The organism is Sphingobacterium sp. (assembly GCF_032065005.1).
GTDB lineage: Bacteria > Bacteroidota > Bacteroidia > Sphingobacteriales > Sphingobacteriaceae > Sphingobacterium.
The window spans coordinates 234,645-248,765 of the sequence record NZ_DAMBMM010000002.1; the positions used below are offsets into that span (position 1 = coordinate 234,645).

The 14,121-nt window shown below is 40.8% G+C and carries 12 protein-coding genes; 5 read left to right on the top strand and 7 right to left on the bottom strand.

The features are described from left to right. Positions 1-545 precede the first annotated feature (545 nt). The 5 genes from RT138_RS03780 to RT138_RS03800 form a co-directional block, all read right to left on the bottom strand. Positions 546-2,801, bottom strand: coding sequence for a GH92 family glycosyl hydrolase (locus RT138_RS03780; protein WP_313189594.1), 2,256 nt, complete (start codon positions 2,799-2,801; stop codon positions 546-548). A 222-nt stretch (positions 2,802-3,023) separates the two neighbouring features. Next, positions 3,024-3,578 (bottom strand): GNAT family N-acetyltransferase, encoded by a 555-nt coding sequence (locus tag RT138_RS03785; protein WP_313189595.1) that lies wholly within the window; start codon positions 3,576-3,578, stop codon positions 3,024-3,026. A 37-nt stretch (positions 3,579-3,615) separates the two neighbouring features. Then, on the bottom strand, positions 3,616-4,686 hold the full coding sequence (locus tag RT138_RS03790; protein ID WP_313189596.1) for a hypothetical protein: 1,071 nt from the start codon (positions 4,684-4,686) through the stop codon (positions 3,616-3,618). Positions 4,687-4,743: 57 nt separating this feature from the next. Beyond that, positions 4,744-5,163, bottom strand: a complete 420-nt coding sequence (locus RT138_RS03795) for a hypothetical protein (protein ID WP_254528908.1) — start codon at positions 5,161-5,163, stop codon at positions 4,744-4,746. Positions 5,164-5,362: 199 nt separating this feature from the next. Further along, positions 5,363-5,851: a porin family protein gene (locus RT138_RS03800; protein WP_254528907.1), complete on the bottom strand. Its 489-nt coding sequence runs from the start codon at positions 5,849-5,851 to the stop codon at positions 5,363-5,365. Positions 5,852-6,138: 287 nt separating this feature from the next. Here RT138_RS03800 and RT138_RS03805 point away from each other — a divergent pair, with 287 nt between their 5' ends. Both RT138_RS03805 and RT138_RS03810 read left to right on the top strand, forming a co-directional pair. Then, positions 6,139-9,360, top strand: coding sequence for a SusC/RagA family TonB-linked outer membrane protein (locus RT138_RS03805; protein WP_313189597.1), 3,222 nt, complete (start codon positions 6,139-6,141; stop codon positions 9,358-9,360). A gap of 3 nt (positions 9,361-9,363) precedes the next feature. Next, positions 9,364-10,854 (top strand): SusD/RagB family nutrient-binding outer membrane lipoprotein, encoded by a 1,491-nt coding sequence (locus RT138_RS03810; protein WP_313189598.1) that lies wholly within the window; start codon positions 9,364-9,366, stop codon positions 10,852-10,854. 56 nt (positions 10,855-10,910) lie between these two features. Here RT138_RS03810 and RT138_RS03815 read toward each other — a convergent pair whose 3' ends face one another. Together RT138_RS03815 and RT138_RS03820 are read right to left on the bottom strand one after the other, a co-directional pair. Next, positions 10,911-11,525 (bottom strand): OmpA family protein, encoded by a 615-nt coding sequence (locus tag RT138_RS03815; protein WP_313189599.1) that lies wholly within the window; start codon positions 11,523-11,525, stop codon positions 10,911-10,913. 1 nt (position 11,526) lies between these two features. After that, positions 11,527-12,078 carry a hypothetical protein gene (locus RT138_RS03820; protein ID WP_313189600.1) on the bottom strand — a complete coding sequence of 184 codons (552 nt, stop codon included), beginning with the start codon at positions 12,076-12,078 and terminating at the stop codon, positions 11,527-11,529. 243 nt (positions 12,079-12,321) lie between these two features. Here RT138_RS03820 and RT138_RS03825 point away from each other — a divergent pair, with 243 nt between their 5' ends. From RT138_RS03825 to RT138_RS03835, 3 genes are all read left to right on the top strand, one after another. Further along, positions 12,322-13,482, top strand: coding sequence for a VCBS repeat-containing protein (locus RT138_RS03825; protein ID WP_313189601.1), 1,161 nt, complete (start codon positions 12,322-12,324; stop codon positions 13,480-13,482). A gap of 135 nt (positions 13,483-13,617) precedes the next feature. Next, positions 13,618-13,827, top strand: a complete 210-nt coding sequence (locus tag RT138_RS03830) for a type II toxin-antitoxin system HigB family toxin (RefSeq protein WP_313189852.1) — start codon at positions 13,618-13,620, stop codon at positions 13,825-13,827. Position 13,828: 1 nt separating this feature from the next. Next, complete coding sequence (locus tag RT138_RS03835; RefSeq protein ID WP_313189602.1) at positions 13,829-14,110, top strand: transcriptional regulator; 282 nt, start codon at positions 13,829-13,831, stop codon at positions 14,108-14,110. Positions 14,111-14,121: the final 11 nt, after the last annotated feature.

The following is a 14,121-nucleotide window of genomic DNA, read 5'->3' on the forward strand; positions in this document are numbered from 1 at the left end:
AGGTTCCGACCTTCATTTGAAATGGTTTTCTCATCTTACGATTTTGAAAGGATGAGCATCCAAAAAAATAAAACAATACATTCTTCGCTGCGCTCTGAATCCCTCTCAGGAGGCTTCCAATTCTGAACGATTAGTGAAGAATCTGTACGTAAATGCCTCAAAACTTGCCTGTCATCGTCCATCGAAGATGGATGACCTGTTCGCCAATGGAATTATGGATTGTACAGTTCCGAGATTCTTCCTTCGTCAGAATGACAACGGAAAGGATGTTTTTTGCGATAAACTGCCCTAGAAGGGCAGAATTATTTTAGCAATCCCATCGCACAGGGCATCGGCATTCTATCCATTTTTCCGCCAAGGAAATGAGCCGGAGGCTAAAGGACTTCCTTCGGAAGGATGAATGTTTGGCTTGAGGACCCCCTAGAAGATTGTGACCCAGATATAGAAAAATGAAAGGATTAAGGAAAAAAGCTCAGCATAAAATACTTTAACATAAAGAAGGCTGCCCGATAACGGGCAGCCTTCCAGTTTTTTCTAATTTTTTATTAATAACCAGTTCCCCAGTTTCTATTGGCTTTATCGCCCATGACGAATTCTAGGACTCCGCCCTCTAATATTTGTTTATGGGAAATCTCGGCTTTATTCAAGGGTTTCCCATTCAATTTAGCGGACTGTATATATTTAAATCTATCTGAAGCATTTTTGGCAAGGACAGTAAAGGTCTTTCCATTTTCCAGTTGGACCACGGCCTTTTCAAAGAAAGGTGACCCTATGCTATACAGCCCAGAACCTGGTGTAACCGGATAGAATCCAAGTTGTGAGAAGACCACGAAAGACGATAGTCCACCGCCATCCTCATCTCCAGGAACGCCCATTAGGTCATTTCGGAACCATTGCTTGATCAAGGTTTTGATCCTTTTTTGAGTCTTCCATGGTTGCCCTGCATAATTGTACAAATATGGGATATGTAGCGAGGGTTCATTTGCCATCGAGAATTGTCCAACATTTCCGGTGTGATCGGGTAACTGTTGGTAAAAATCAAACTTAGACTTGCCCAAAGGCTGCACGAACATTTCATCTAGGTAGTTCACGAATTGTTCATTCCCGCCCATCAGATTAATCAAGTCAGGGATATTGTGCTGTACGTCCCAGCGGTAAATCCAGGCATTGTTCTCACCATAATATTCCCTAGCACCCTGACCTCCTGAAAAAACATAATCAAAAGGTTCCAAGAATTGGCCTTTTTCATCTTTCGGATGGAAGAATTTCGTCTCTTGGTTGAACAGGTTTCTATAATTGAAAGACTGCTTCATAAATTTCTCATAGTCTTCTGTCTTGCCTAAATGCTTAGCCAGTTGCGCCAAACACCAAAGGTCATATGAAGTTCCTAGAGTAACAGCCACTGGTTGACGGCGCTCGAAACTATGTACCTCTGGATAGGTTTCCTTTTCACCAGGATGCAGAGCTGGGATATACCCTTTTTCAAAGAAAAATTGGTCCATCTTTCCGGCAGGTTTACCTGACCATGGGGCCAAGGTCTTTTCGGTAATCGCTCCTTTTGCGGCACGATAAGCCTCTTCTACATTGAATGAACGAACACCCTTCTCATAAGCATCTAAAAGAGCTGCCACCCCATGGTTGGAGTTCATTCTGCGGCTATCGCCCGTAATCTCCGGGAAGGTAGGCAACCAGAAGTTAGGCATCTGTTCAGACATGCGAACGAATGATTGCAGGATATTGCCTTCCTTCTTGGTATCGATCAAGACATTGAGTGGATGGTGGGCACGATATGAATCCCAAATCCAGTCATCTGTAAAGAATGGGACTCCCTCATCTGAATGCACCTTGCCATCAAAGGCACTGAAGTAGCGCCCATCTTCAGAAATATTGACCGGTCTTTCATAGGTTCTGTACAGGGAAGTATAGAAGATGTTCTTATCATTTTCATTTTTCCCTTCCACCTTCAATTTGCCGAGGGCCTTATTCCAGGTGGCTTTTCCATCCGCCTTCACCTTTGCCAAATCGAAGTTCTTGATTTCACGGCTGAGGTTTGCTTTAGCCTGGGCAGCATCGATAAAGGAAATACCATAACGTACCTTTAAAGTCTTGGCCGCTGTTGGGAATGTCAGGACTAAATTCGCCTGATCGCCTGAAGCTTCAGTGGACTTGCTAACCTGACCATTGTTTAAGCTTCCAACCTCGGTCGGTTTTTGGTCAAATTCTGCATAGATGTAGACTTTTGTATTGTTGCCGATGTCCTGACTTCCAGAAACACCGTTTCCATCCCATTTCACATCGCCCTTGCGGGAATTGAAGATCAGTTGTGGCTGTCCTGATTTTTCAAAGCCCAATTCATAGATTGCGGCCTGATGGGAAACAGCAAAGTCAACCTGAATATTGTCTTCATCCAAATAAACGGAATAGCGATATGGATTGATGATTTCTTGATCGTAGCTATAGTTCAATACCGGTTTTAAATCTCGTGTTCCCGAGACAATTGGGCTCAGGTTAAAAGCAGAGCTTCCGCGGTGACTGGTGACGATCAAAGGTAGGCCTTTGATGCGGTCCGAGGTATAGTCAGCCCTTTCAGGATAGACACGCAACAGGGAATTTGGTAAATGAACGGTTGGGTAGGTGGGCACCAACAGGTGGGAAATATTTCCCATATAAGGGTTGACATAATCTACCTCTGACTTTTGGGCCTGGGCTTGGGTTGCAGAGATAAAAATCAATGCCATGGCTGCAAAGCTCTTCCCTTTGCTCCATATTTTCCCTATTCGCGGAATTTGACTCTTGAACATAGTGATCTAGTAATGTAATCTGAAAAAACACCGTTTACTGTTATACCGACTTCGAAATAAGCATTAGATTGATTGGTTTACAACAGGTCCACTATCAAATTTAATAAAAAAATTTACAAAAAAGATAGGTAGTAAAAAGGTTTTAGCTAATTATTTAGGGAATAATAAGCCATAAAAAAACGCCGATGCAGGGGCATGGGCGTTTCCAATAATTTTGAGTGATTATTTAATCTGCATATGTTCCAGATGTTTTCCCATCAACCATTTTTCGCCGACCACTTGGAAGCCTAGACGTTCATATAGTTTTTTAGCTTTCGGGTTATCATCATCGACAAGCAACCCTAATACCGTCTTCTCCTTGGTAACATACTCCCCGATCAGGAATTCAATAATTTTCGACCCTAGACCTTTACCTTGTTGATTGGGATTGACGCCGATGCAATCAATATAGAACTCGCCCGCTTGGGTTTCATCTTCAGGGTTGAAGTCACGTTGGAATTGGGATTCTACATATTGGGCAACAGGTTTTCTTAATTCATGCAATTTTGCCCCATCGTAAACTAGGGCAGTAGCCACAACTTCTCCCGCCTCTTCGATGACCCAATTATTATTATAGGAATATTGATTACCTTCTTGTTTTACCAATTCTGTCAAAAAATGTAAAGCTTGATGCTTGTCTCTTTGTCCGATAAAACGGTAGGCAATCTCTTCCATCGCCAACAATAAATAACTTGCAATTTGCTCCGAATCCTGCTGTAATCCTCTTCTAATATTCATTGTTAAAATAATTTTTTGCCCTAAGATAAAGATTAATCTAAAAATTGACTAAGATGAGCTTGTATCCCTCATCCGTCCGGAGAAACTCAACTGTTTTTGATACATATGGAAATTCGTCGTAAAAGGACAGGGATATGACCGGATATTTTGCATCCAATGCATCACCACACTGATCGAGATACTTACTATAGGACTCGCCTTCAAATATGAAATAATTTAAGCTGGATTTAGAGATGTTGTATTTTTTCGATCCGTTGATGACAGACTCGAACAGTTCCTTTATTATATCACCTTGACGGTTGATGTATTTAGGACTTTCCTCAAACATCCATTTATTTTGGTCTTCCTGCCAATAGGCGATGCTGTCATAGGAGTGGGAGATCAACTGTTCTACGGTTATTTCTTTGGAAAATAATTTAGAAAAAAGCTGTTCAAACTCTTTTTCATAGTCCATAAAAGCATAAGTATCTCCATTTTTCCCCTTAAATTTTTCCCATGTTCCATCTTCAGGCAGAGAACCATTGATACTCACTTGGTAAAAATTCAGGTTATCATTGTATGGAAAATCCTCAATAAGGACCTGATTATTCGTATCGATCAACATACTTTTTCCGCCCACAAAATAGGAATGTTCATCATCTGGGCTATCCCTTTTCCTCTGTGCTCCCTTTAAGGCTGGAATCATTCCATTTTTGACACGCCCTAGGCCATTATAGATAGCAGGAATTTGAATTCCTCCTTCGGCATTTAGCATCCCTACCAGGTCATTTGCTTGATCATAGAAACGGATAAAGCCCTCACTCTCGCAATCGGGGAGATTATCATAATAAAAAAGACTATCCTGTCCGACCTTTCTTCCGGTCTTGGTCAGGAAATAGTAACGATATTCTTCCTGATCGTTGACCTCTGTTACCGAAATGATATTGTCAAAAGAACTTGGGATCCTACTTACCGGCCGTAGGGAGAGTGGAACGATAACTTTTCCTTGCCGATCTTGATAGCCCAGCAAGGTAGAATCAGCATTGTAGAATGCCATTAGGTTTCTACTGACTTGCGCAAAAAGGATATTAGGAAGCAGGAAAGCACATAAAATTAATAGCAGTTTCATACAGAAAAGATAAGAAAAACATCAGCTTTCCGGGAGGGAAATTTTATTGAAAATGCATTAACGTTTTTTCTTGTTTTTCTTCTTTTTTTCCAATTGGTCAATCCTTGCTGTTAGTGCTGCAATCGTTATTTCTTGTGATTGAATGGTAGACTGTTGAGCGCTGATTACTTTTTCCAGGGCGGCGGACAAGGTTCCGTTATCGATAGGTTTATCGATTTTAGAAGGAAGGGTAATGGCGACTTCATGAAGTTGATGATTATCCTCTCTCAACATCTCGCCGGCACCAGAGACTAACCATTCAGGAGAAATATCGGCATAGCTAGATAGAATAGTGGCTATTGCATCGGAGCCTAGGGCGGAGTTTTTTTGTACGCCCTTAAAATTTGCATAGGAAAGACCCAATCCTTTAAAAAACTCGACTTTGTGTATCCCCTTTGATTCGGCAATCAATAGTACTCTCTCTTTGATATTACTCATAGTATCTAGTGTTAATAAGTTTGGATAAAATATAGACTAAATTTATTAATATTTTCAGGAATAGCAATAAGTTAACAATAATATAATAAGGTTATTGATGAGATTCTGCAAGGAATTGCAGTGCTGGGTAGGAAGATTTGGGCAAAAAGAAAGCCGGCAAAACCAAAGGTTTTGCCGGTATTCCACAAATGTCTAATTATTAAAACTTGAAGTTAAAACCAAGGTTAATAGCTCCGAAATTTACATCATTATTTACGGCACGGTAACCGCCGAAGAGTTCCCATTTCTGTTGTTGGTAACCAATTTTCGGCATATAGTAGAAACCTCCAGCGTCTTCACCGCCTGAAGTAGTCAGAGCATATCCTAGATCAGCTCCGATGAAGAATTCAGGAACGATAGAATACTGTCCAGATGCAGCCAAAGGGATGTAGTTGAAATCTGTAAAGCCCGCATCTTTATAATCCGACTTCAAGAAATAGTTCTGGAATCCAACGGTAGGACCTACTTGGAACTTTTCGCCAACATTCCATAAATACGCCGCATCAACACCGGCTGTAAATGAGGATACATCAGCAACATCGCCAACCGGAAGTCCAATGTTGGCTCCGATCTTGAATTGACCTGGACTCTGCGCTTTAGCGCCAAAACTTAACATTAAAATGGAGGCAGCAAATACTAATTTTTTCATTTGAAATAGTTTTATGTGATTGATTTTTTCAGGCAGGTTTCAAAAATCGTTCCATCATTTGCATATTTTGCCGTCCATCTAATTCCTCAAAAACTACATGTTTAAACAACCATAGGTTAATATTTTTTATTTAAAGAAAATGTTAGCCTTCTCCAATTTTAGTTCACAATTAATTAATAAATTATAACTAATAAGTTAACATTTATTTAAAACTCACTTAAAATTGCTTTGCTTCTTTTGCAGAAATAAATGGAACAGGGGTTCTATTATTAATCTAAATAGTATTTATGGATTTATTAACCGTCCGAAATTTTCGGAAATACAGCAAAATTGGCTATGCCCTCTTATGCTGTGCACTCATTGGAAAATCCGCTTCTGCAAGTAGCATTGATGAAGCCCTTTTCTATGAAACTTCCACCAGCTTATCCTTCCAGACCCAAGCTACTGGTAAGATAAAAAACGAAGCCAACGAAGTATTAGTTGGTACCACAATCCGAAACCTAACCAACAAGCTAAGTACTGCAAGCAAACTAGATGGTTCATTCCAAATTGACGCAAAACAGGGCGATGTATTGGAATTTACCTCTCTCGGTTATGTTACTCAAACCATTACCTATTCAGGATCTCCGATCAATATCACCATGTTGAAGGATGAATCGGCATTGGAGGAGGTCGTAGTAACCGCAATCGGTATCAAGCAACAGAAACGTAAGTTAGGTTATGCAACACAGGAAGTGAAAACGGAGGTGTTGGATCAATCTAAAACCATGAATATCGGAAATGCCCTGTCAGGACAGGTTGCCGGATTGACCGTCACCAACCCTACAGGTATTTTCCAAAAACCTAATTTCTCCCTTCGTGGCAAGAATCCGATCATCGTCATCGATGGTATCGTGGTTGAAACGGATTTCTTCGATATCCCAAGCGAGAACATTGCCAACATCAACGTACTGAAAGGTACCGCAGCTTCTACCCTATATGGATCTAGAGGTAGAGATGGAGCCATCTTGATCACGACCAAGACAGCCAAGGAAGATGGATTGGAAGTAAGCTTCACCACGACGAACATGATGACTGCAGGTTTCACGGTATTCCCTGAAACACAGACTGAATACGGTTCGGGATCGAATGGCAAATATGAATTCTGGGATGGTGCCGACGGTGGTATCTCGGATGGAGATATGACATGGGGACCAAAGCTGAATGCAGGTGTGAAAGTACCGCAATGGAACAGCCCAATCAAAAATAAACAAACTGGCGAAATCATTCCATGGTGGGGCGACGTGAAAGGTACCATCTATGATGACCGTTCATTGTACGAGCGTGTACCGATGGATTTTGTGAGCCATAATAACCTTCAGGATTTCCTGAGAACAGGTTTTGTCAATGATAATAACGTAAGTATTGCATACAAGGGACAAAAAGCCGCCGTATTCTTTACCGGTAAATATGCTATCCAACAGGGTCAGGTTCCTAATTCGCAGTTACAATCTGGTGGCGCGACCATGAATACCTCCTATATGTTCAATCCATCTTTAAAATTGGACGTGAATCTATCTTATAACAAGGTGTATTCTCCAAACTATCCAAGATATGGCTATGGACCGAAAAACCACATGTACACGATCTTGTTATGGATGGGTAATGATGTAAACGGTAAGGATTTAAGTCAGCACTATTATGTTCCTGGTCAGGAAGGATTCCGCCAAGCGAACTATAACTATGCTTGGTACAACAACCCTTATTTTGCAGCCAACGAACTAAACCAACAACATAACCGTGACGTACTGCAAGGTCAATCGACCTTGAACTGGCAGGTATCACCAAACTTTACGGTTCAGGGACGTGCTTCGGCAAGACAGAATTCATCATTTGAAAACATGCAAAGTCCGAAATCGTACATGAACTATGGTGATTCAAGAAATGGGGACTATAAAGTATGGAACAACAAGAGAATTGATTTTGATGCAGACGTTCTGGCAACTTACCATGAGGAATTTGGCGAAAACTTTGGTATCAGCGTCAATGCTGGTTCTTCGGTTTACCAACGTTCCTTGAACAATTCCTATCTGGCAACAGATGGTTTGATCGTTCCAAATCTTTACAGTTTGGCAAATACCCAAGGTCCAGCTTCAGCAACGACCTTCAATTCTGAAAAGGTAACCCGCTCGGTATATGGATCGGTGAACGTGGATTTATTTAAATCGACCTACATCAACTTCTCTGGAAGAAATGACTGGTCTTCATCCTTGCCACAAGGAAACAATTCATACTTCTACCCTGCAGTATCTTTAAGTTCTATCCTATCGGATTACTTTAAGCTGCCGGCTGGGATCGACTACCTGAAGGTATATTCATCCTTAGCACAGGTATCGAACGATTTGGATCCATATAGTACCTATTTGACCTATGGAAAGAACTTGACCTATGGGTCTACGCCATCTGTATCCTATAGGGACGTACTTTCAAATCCTGCAATTTTACCGGAACAGTCGACCGCTTTCGAGGCTGGTTTGGCGCTATCTTTCTTAAACAATAAAGTAAGCGCAGAAGCGACCTACTATAATGTTTATGATGAATTCCAGATTAGGGATTTAGCGATCTCTCAGGCTTCTGGATTCCCGTTGAGAAAATCCAATGTATTGGACTTCAGGACACAGGGTTTAGAGTTAATGTTGAACATCTACCCGATCAAGAACGAGAACTTCAGCTGGGACTTCTCGGTAAACTGGAGCAGACAGGTGAAAAAATTCGCTGCGATACATGGTTCTGAGAAATTCGGAAACTATATGGTTGGCGACCGTGCTGATGCTTATTATGCAACTATTTGGCAGAAATCAGCTGATGGCCAAGTTATCTTGAACAATGACACAAGAATGCCTATCCGTGATAGTTATGCCAAAAACGTAGGACACCTAGATCCAAATTGGAGATTTGGTTTCCAGAACAGATTCAATCTTCATGGGTTTTCATTGAACCTAGATATTGATGGATCTATTGGCGGTCTGATCAATTCTGTTACTCATGAGAAAATGTGGTGGGGTGGTAAACATCCATCTTCTACCAAATATAGAGATGCAGAATATACTGCTGGAAAATATGTTTATGTACCTGAAGGTGTAATCGTAACGGGTGGTGAACTGGTAAGGGATGTAAATGGAAACGTGGTTTCCGATACACGTACCTACGAGAAAAACACACAGGCAGTGAGCTGGCAAACTTGGAGTCAGATCTACCCATACCAAGCAAGGGTAACTGAAGATGAGAGCAAATTCTTTGCAAACACTTTTGATCGTTCATTTGTAAAATTACGCCGCTTGTCGGTGGGTTATGACCTCAATAAATTCATCAAAACCTCAAAGGTGAAGTCAATCAATGCAACGGTATTTGGTTACAACTTATTGATGTGGCAAAACATTCCGTTCCTGGATCCTGACTATGGTGATGACAACAACCTGCAAGATCCATCTGCACGCTACATCGGGGCATCCTTAAACTTTAAATTCTAAACAATGAAAATCAAACATATCATCATATTGGGATTTCTTGCTCTGTTCGTGAGCTTGAATTCTTCCTGCCGAAAATTGGAAGAGATCAATATCAACCCCAACGAATCGTCTACAACTCACCCACAGTTTTTGTTGACAAAAATACAGTGGCAGGCGTTCAATGCTTTTAAAGGCACGGGGCCTCTTTATGCCCTAAAAATGATTGTGCAGACTGATGGTGAGAACTCCAATCAGATCTATGCCTGGCAACGTGGCGACTTTGATGCCTATGGCCAACTTCGCGATGTTACCAAAATGATAGAAGAAGCTGAAAAGAGAAATCTGCAAGACTATATTGCCTTGGGAAAATTCTTCAGAGCCTATTATTTCTTTAACCTGACGATGACTTTTGGTGATGTTCCGTATTCGGATGCATTGAAAGGTGAAAAAGAAAATAACTATACGCCGAAATACGATAGCCAAAAGGATGTATTCGTAGGGATTTTAAAAGAGCTGGAAGAAGCTAACACCTTGCTTTCAAAAATTGAGAACAGGATCGATGGAGATATTATCTATGGAGGAACGGCTTCTCAATGGCGTAAATTGGTGAATGCCTTCAGACTGAAGATTTTGATGACCTTGTCTCCAAAAGTAGCCGATGGCGATATTGCTCCGAAGGCTAAGTTCAGTCAGATCGTAAGCAGTGAACCTTTGTTCACTTCGGGCTCTGATGATGCTAAATTAGTGTACTTAGACCAGATCGGAAACCGTTATCCAGAGTTCAATTCGAGTAGCTATGGTTCGGGCATGTATGTGGATTCAACCTATATCAAAAGATTGCAAGACCTGAAAGATGCTCGTTTATTCGTCTTGTTCACTAGGACTCCTAATGCCGCAAAAGCTGGTAAGGCAGTTAACGATTTCACGGCATACGAAGGTGGTAACCCGATCAGACCTTATGATGAGGTTAACAAGAAAGCGACAAATGGTAATGTTTCAAAGGTTGCCGATCGCTTTACGAAAGACCCCACCAACGAACCCTCGGTATTGTTGGGCTACAGTGAGCAACAGTTAATCCTAGCTGAAGCAGCTGTGAGAGGATGGATCTCTGGCAATGCCGACAACTACTATAACGAAGGCGTAAAGGCTGGTTTCAAGTTCTATGAAACCTATGCGAAAGGACTTGGAAGTTATGTAAATGAAGCCATTGCTACAAACTACTTGGCTCAAAACACCGTAAAGCTATCTTCAGTAAGCACAGTGGAACAGAAGCTTGAGCGGATCTTGATGCAGAAATACCTTCGTTCTTTCCATCAAGGAAGCTGGTCGGCATATTATGACCATTTGAGAACTGGGTATCCAAGTTTTGCAAAAGCTAACCCAAACCATTTTGCATATAGATGGATGTACCCTCAAGCGGAATACAACTCCAATGCCACCAACGTGGCTGCTGCAATAGCCAGTCAGTTTTCCGGTTCGGATGTGATTACAGCAAAACCTTGGTGGTTAAAATAATACTCTAAATTAATCATAGAAAAGGCCGGAGATCTGATTTCCGGCCTTTCTTTATTTTATTTACTGATACTTTGTGTACCTAGGTATTTCACCTCTACCCGTCGGTTCTTCGCTCTACCTTCTTCATTATCTTTTCCATCGCTCGTGGTATTCTCAGCAATGGGCTCCTCTTCTCCTTTTCCTTCGGTAATGATCTGGTTTTTTAACCCTTTATTGACCAACCAATCCTTGACCGCATTGGCTCTATCTAAGGAGAGTTTTTTATTGTAGCTGTTGTCCCCTTTGGAATCTGTGTGTCCGGTTATCCTTACGCTTTCATCACCCATTGACTCAAGGTTTGTAGCTAGCTGGGTCAACATCTCCTCAGCTTCAGGCTTCAGTGTTGATTTATTGAAATCAAAGAGCTGATCAGCGGCGAGCTGAGCATCTACATTGAGGTTGCTCTGTTCAGCGCTGAGGCCACTGCCAGTGGCTGTTAAAGTATTGTTATCCGGATTAACTGTCTCGCGAGTTGCCGTTAAGGTATCTCCAGTTTCGACATTATCTTCAATGGAATCCTCAGTGGCAATCAATTCGGTAGAGTTTTTAGGCTCTTCTTTCTTTGTATCCGAATTACAGGATGCGGCGAGAACCAAGAAAGACAGAGCATATAATATTTCTATTTTTCTCATATTACCTGGTTATTGGCAGGGCATCAAAGCTACCGTAATCACTAAGGGTCAAACTAATGGTTTTGGTTTCAGGAGATGGAACAGCAAACTTTAAGTTTATCAATACCATCTTATCTGAACCTAAGTACCAAAGCTTTTTACCTTCTTCCTTGGTTGGAGTGAACATGAATTTACCGGCGTCATCCTTTAACAGACTGTTCTTTTTAGCCGTGGCATCATCGATGTAATAAATGTTTTCTCCAGGAAAGTTGATGTTTATTACCTTTTTATCTGTGTTGTCTAACCTTAACTCAACATTTAGGATGCTGCCGACAATACTCGCCTTCGTAACGCTCAAGGTTCCATCATTAACTTGTTTGGACGCTATGGCAGCAGGCGAAGTTTGTGCTGAATCAGTTTTTTCTACTTCCTCAACGACCACTTTGGTTTCAGGCACAACCTGAACAACAGTATCCTTGTCATTCTGTTCGTTGGATTTATCTTGGTTCGAGTTGGAACATGAAGCCGTCAATAACACTCCCATTCCCATGGCAATAATTAATTTGTAATTCATAGTGAGTTCTTTTTAAATGTAATTTATAGTTGGTGTTATAAATCACAAATCAATTTTTATACCAAAGGATAAAATGTTTGATTTTCCAGGAATAAAACAAATGGATTTATCATCTTCCTTTTTGGACCGGAAGACCTTGCTAATCTATTAAATAGGGGTTTAACCGAGAACGCAATAGGCCAGTCTTAAAAAACCATGACACTACATGATGGATTAATTATGCTAGTTTCTTAACTTGAAATTATGCGACTAACCCTTTTAACCATTTTAAGCCTAGGATTTATTCTATCCGCCTCTGGCCAGGACCAGAAAAAGGCCAACCCTGTCGGACCTGTTCACTTTAAGAAAGTGAAGGTTTCTTCGGAGACCTATGAATCTGTCGGGGTGTTCGATGTCAACGGAGATGGAAAGCCAGATTTAGTATCAGGAGCTTTTTGGTATGAGGGGCCAGATTATGTGCAAAGACATTTTATTGCCGAAGTAAAGCGTGTCGACGAATATTGGGATGAGTTTATGCATATCCCAATGGATGTCAATGGAGATGGAAAAATGGACTATATCACCGGAGGTTGGTTTGCTGGAACACTATACTGGATGGAGAACCCGGGAGACAATACAGCCTGGAAGAAACATAGCATTGATTCTACCGGCAATATTGAAACCGCAAGGGGTTTTGACCTTGATGGTGATGGCTCTCTAGAGATCATTCCCAACAATCCTGGACATCCCTTGAAGTACTATAAGTTGATTACCGACGCGAATGGCAAAGGAACTGGAAAATTCAGCAAAATAGATGTCGCCCCAACGCAAGGACATGGAATGGGCTTTGGGGATGTAAATGGCGATAAACGGATGGATATCATTGTTAACAATGGTTGGCATGAGGCTCCTGCTGACCCTAAAGGGAAATGGACACTACATCAGGAGTTTGATTTTGGAGATGCGAGCATTCCCGTATTGCTGCTGGATATCAACAAGGATGGAAAAAACGACCTTATCGTCGGACAAGGGCATTCCTACGGCCTTCATTGGTATGAACAAAAGATTGCTTCTAATGGCAAACGTGAGTGGATAGAACACCCAATTGACCTGAACAATTCACAATACCATACCATGGAATGGGTTGACATTGATGGCGACGGAGAAGAAGAACTCATCACCGGAAAGCGATATAGAGCGCACAATGGAAAAGATCCGGGTGCAAATGATCCTGTGGGATTATATTATTTCAAATGGAATGGCAAGTCATTTACGAAAAACATCATTAGTTATGGCCCCTTGGATCAAGGAAAAGGTGCAGGGATTTATTTTTCAGTGACTGATCTCAGGAACTCAGGCAGAAAAGATGTGATAGTCGCGGGGAAGGATGGACTGTATATTTTCTATAATGAAGGAAATAGGTAGAAAATAAATTAAAGTTGTCAATTCGACAACTTCTAGCTTTTTTCGTGATGCATAATTATATTGAAATTAAAGAAGTTACACGACTTCAAAAGAAAACATGCAGACAGCTCAAAATCAATTAATATTTAGGTTTCAATTGTAAAATTAGCTAATTGGACAAAGTCAGCTGATGTGGTTGAAGATTTCCCAAAAGCTAAAATTATACCTGCAAACAGAGCAAGATTTAAGATAGTGGGAAATAAGTATAGATTATTTATTGAAGTAGATTATTTGGATAAATACGTTGACATTAGGTTTATTGGAACCCACAGCGAATATGAAAAGGTTAATGTAAAGGAGGTTTAAAATGTGGTTTATTATAGAGAATGAAAAGGAATATAACAGAGCAATTTCTCGTTTTGAAGAATTGAAATATTCTAAACAAGGAACCGATGAAGATAAAGAAAAGAGACTGCTGGTAAAACTCATCTCAGACTTCGAAGAAACCAATTACCATTTTGATGATATTGATCCTATTGAGATAATCAAAATTAGAATGAAAGAGTTCGGACTCAAACAAAAAGACCTCCAGGTAACCAATAAAGGGTTGATAAGTAAAATATTAAATTATAAGAGACCCCTGTCTTAAAATTACATAAG

Coding starts and splice junctions, on each gene's coding strand:
- RT138_RS03790 (WP_313189596.1), bottom strand. CDS start 4,686: ATGAAACTGCTATTAATTTTATGTGCTTTCCTGCTTCCTAATATCCTT.
- RT138_RS03815 (WP_313189599.1), bottom strand. CDS start 11,525: ATGAGAAAAATAGAAATATTATATGCTCTGTCTTTCTTGGTTCTCGCC.
- RT138_RS03805 (WP_313189597.1), top strand. CDS start 6,139: ATGGATTTATTAACCGTCCGAAATTTTCGGAAATACAGCAAAATTGGC.
- RT138_RS03835 (WP_313189602.1), top strand. CDS start 13,829: ATGTGGTTTATTATAGAGAATGAAAAGGAATATAACAGAGCAATTTCT.
- RT138_RS03820 (WP_313189600.1), bottom strand. CDS start 12,078: ATGAATTACAAATTAATTATTGCCATGGGAATGGGAGTGTTATTGACG.
- RT138_RS03800 (WP_254528907.1), bottom strand. CDS start 5,851: ATGAAAAAATTAGTATTTGCTGCCTCCATTTTAATGTTAAGTTTTGGC.
- RT138_RS03825 (WP_313189601.1), top strand. CDS start 12,322: ATGCGACTAACCCTTTTAACCATTTTAAGCCTAGGATTTATTCTATCC.
- RT138_RS03795 (WP_254528908.1), bottom strand. CDS start 5,163: ATGAGTAATATCAAAGAGAGAGTACTATTGATTGCCGAATCAAAGGGG.
- RT138_RS03810 (WP_313189598.1), top strand. CDS start 9,364: ATGAAAATCAAACATATCATCATATTGGGATTTCTTGCTCTGTTCGTG.
- RT138_RS03780 (WP_313189594.1), bottom strand. CDS start 2,801: ATGTTCAAGAGTCAAATTCCGCGAATAGGGAAAATATGGAGCAAAGGG.
- RT138_RS03785 (WP_313189595.1), bottom strand. CDS start 3,578: ATGAATATTAGAAGAGGATTACAGCAGGATTCGGAGCAAATTGCAAGT.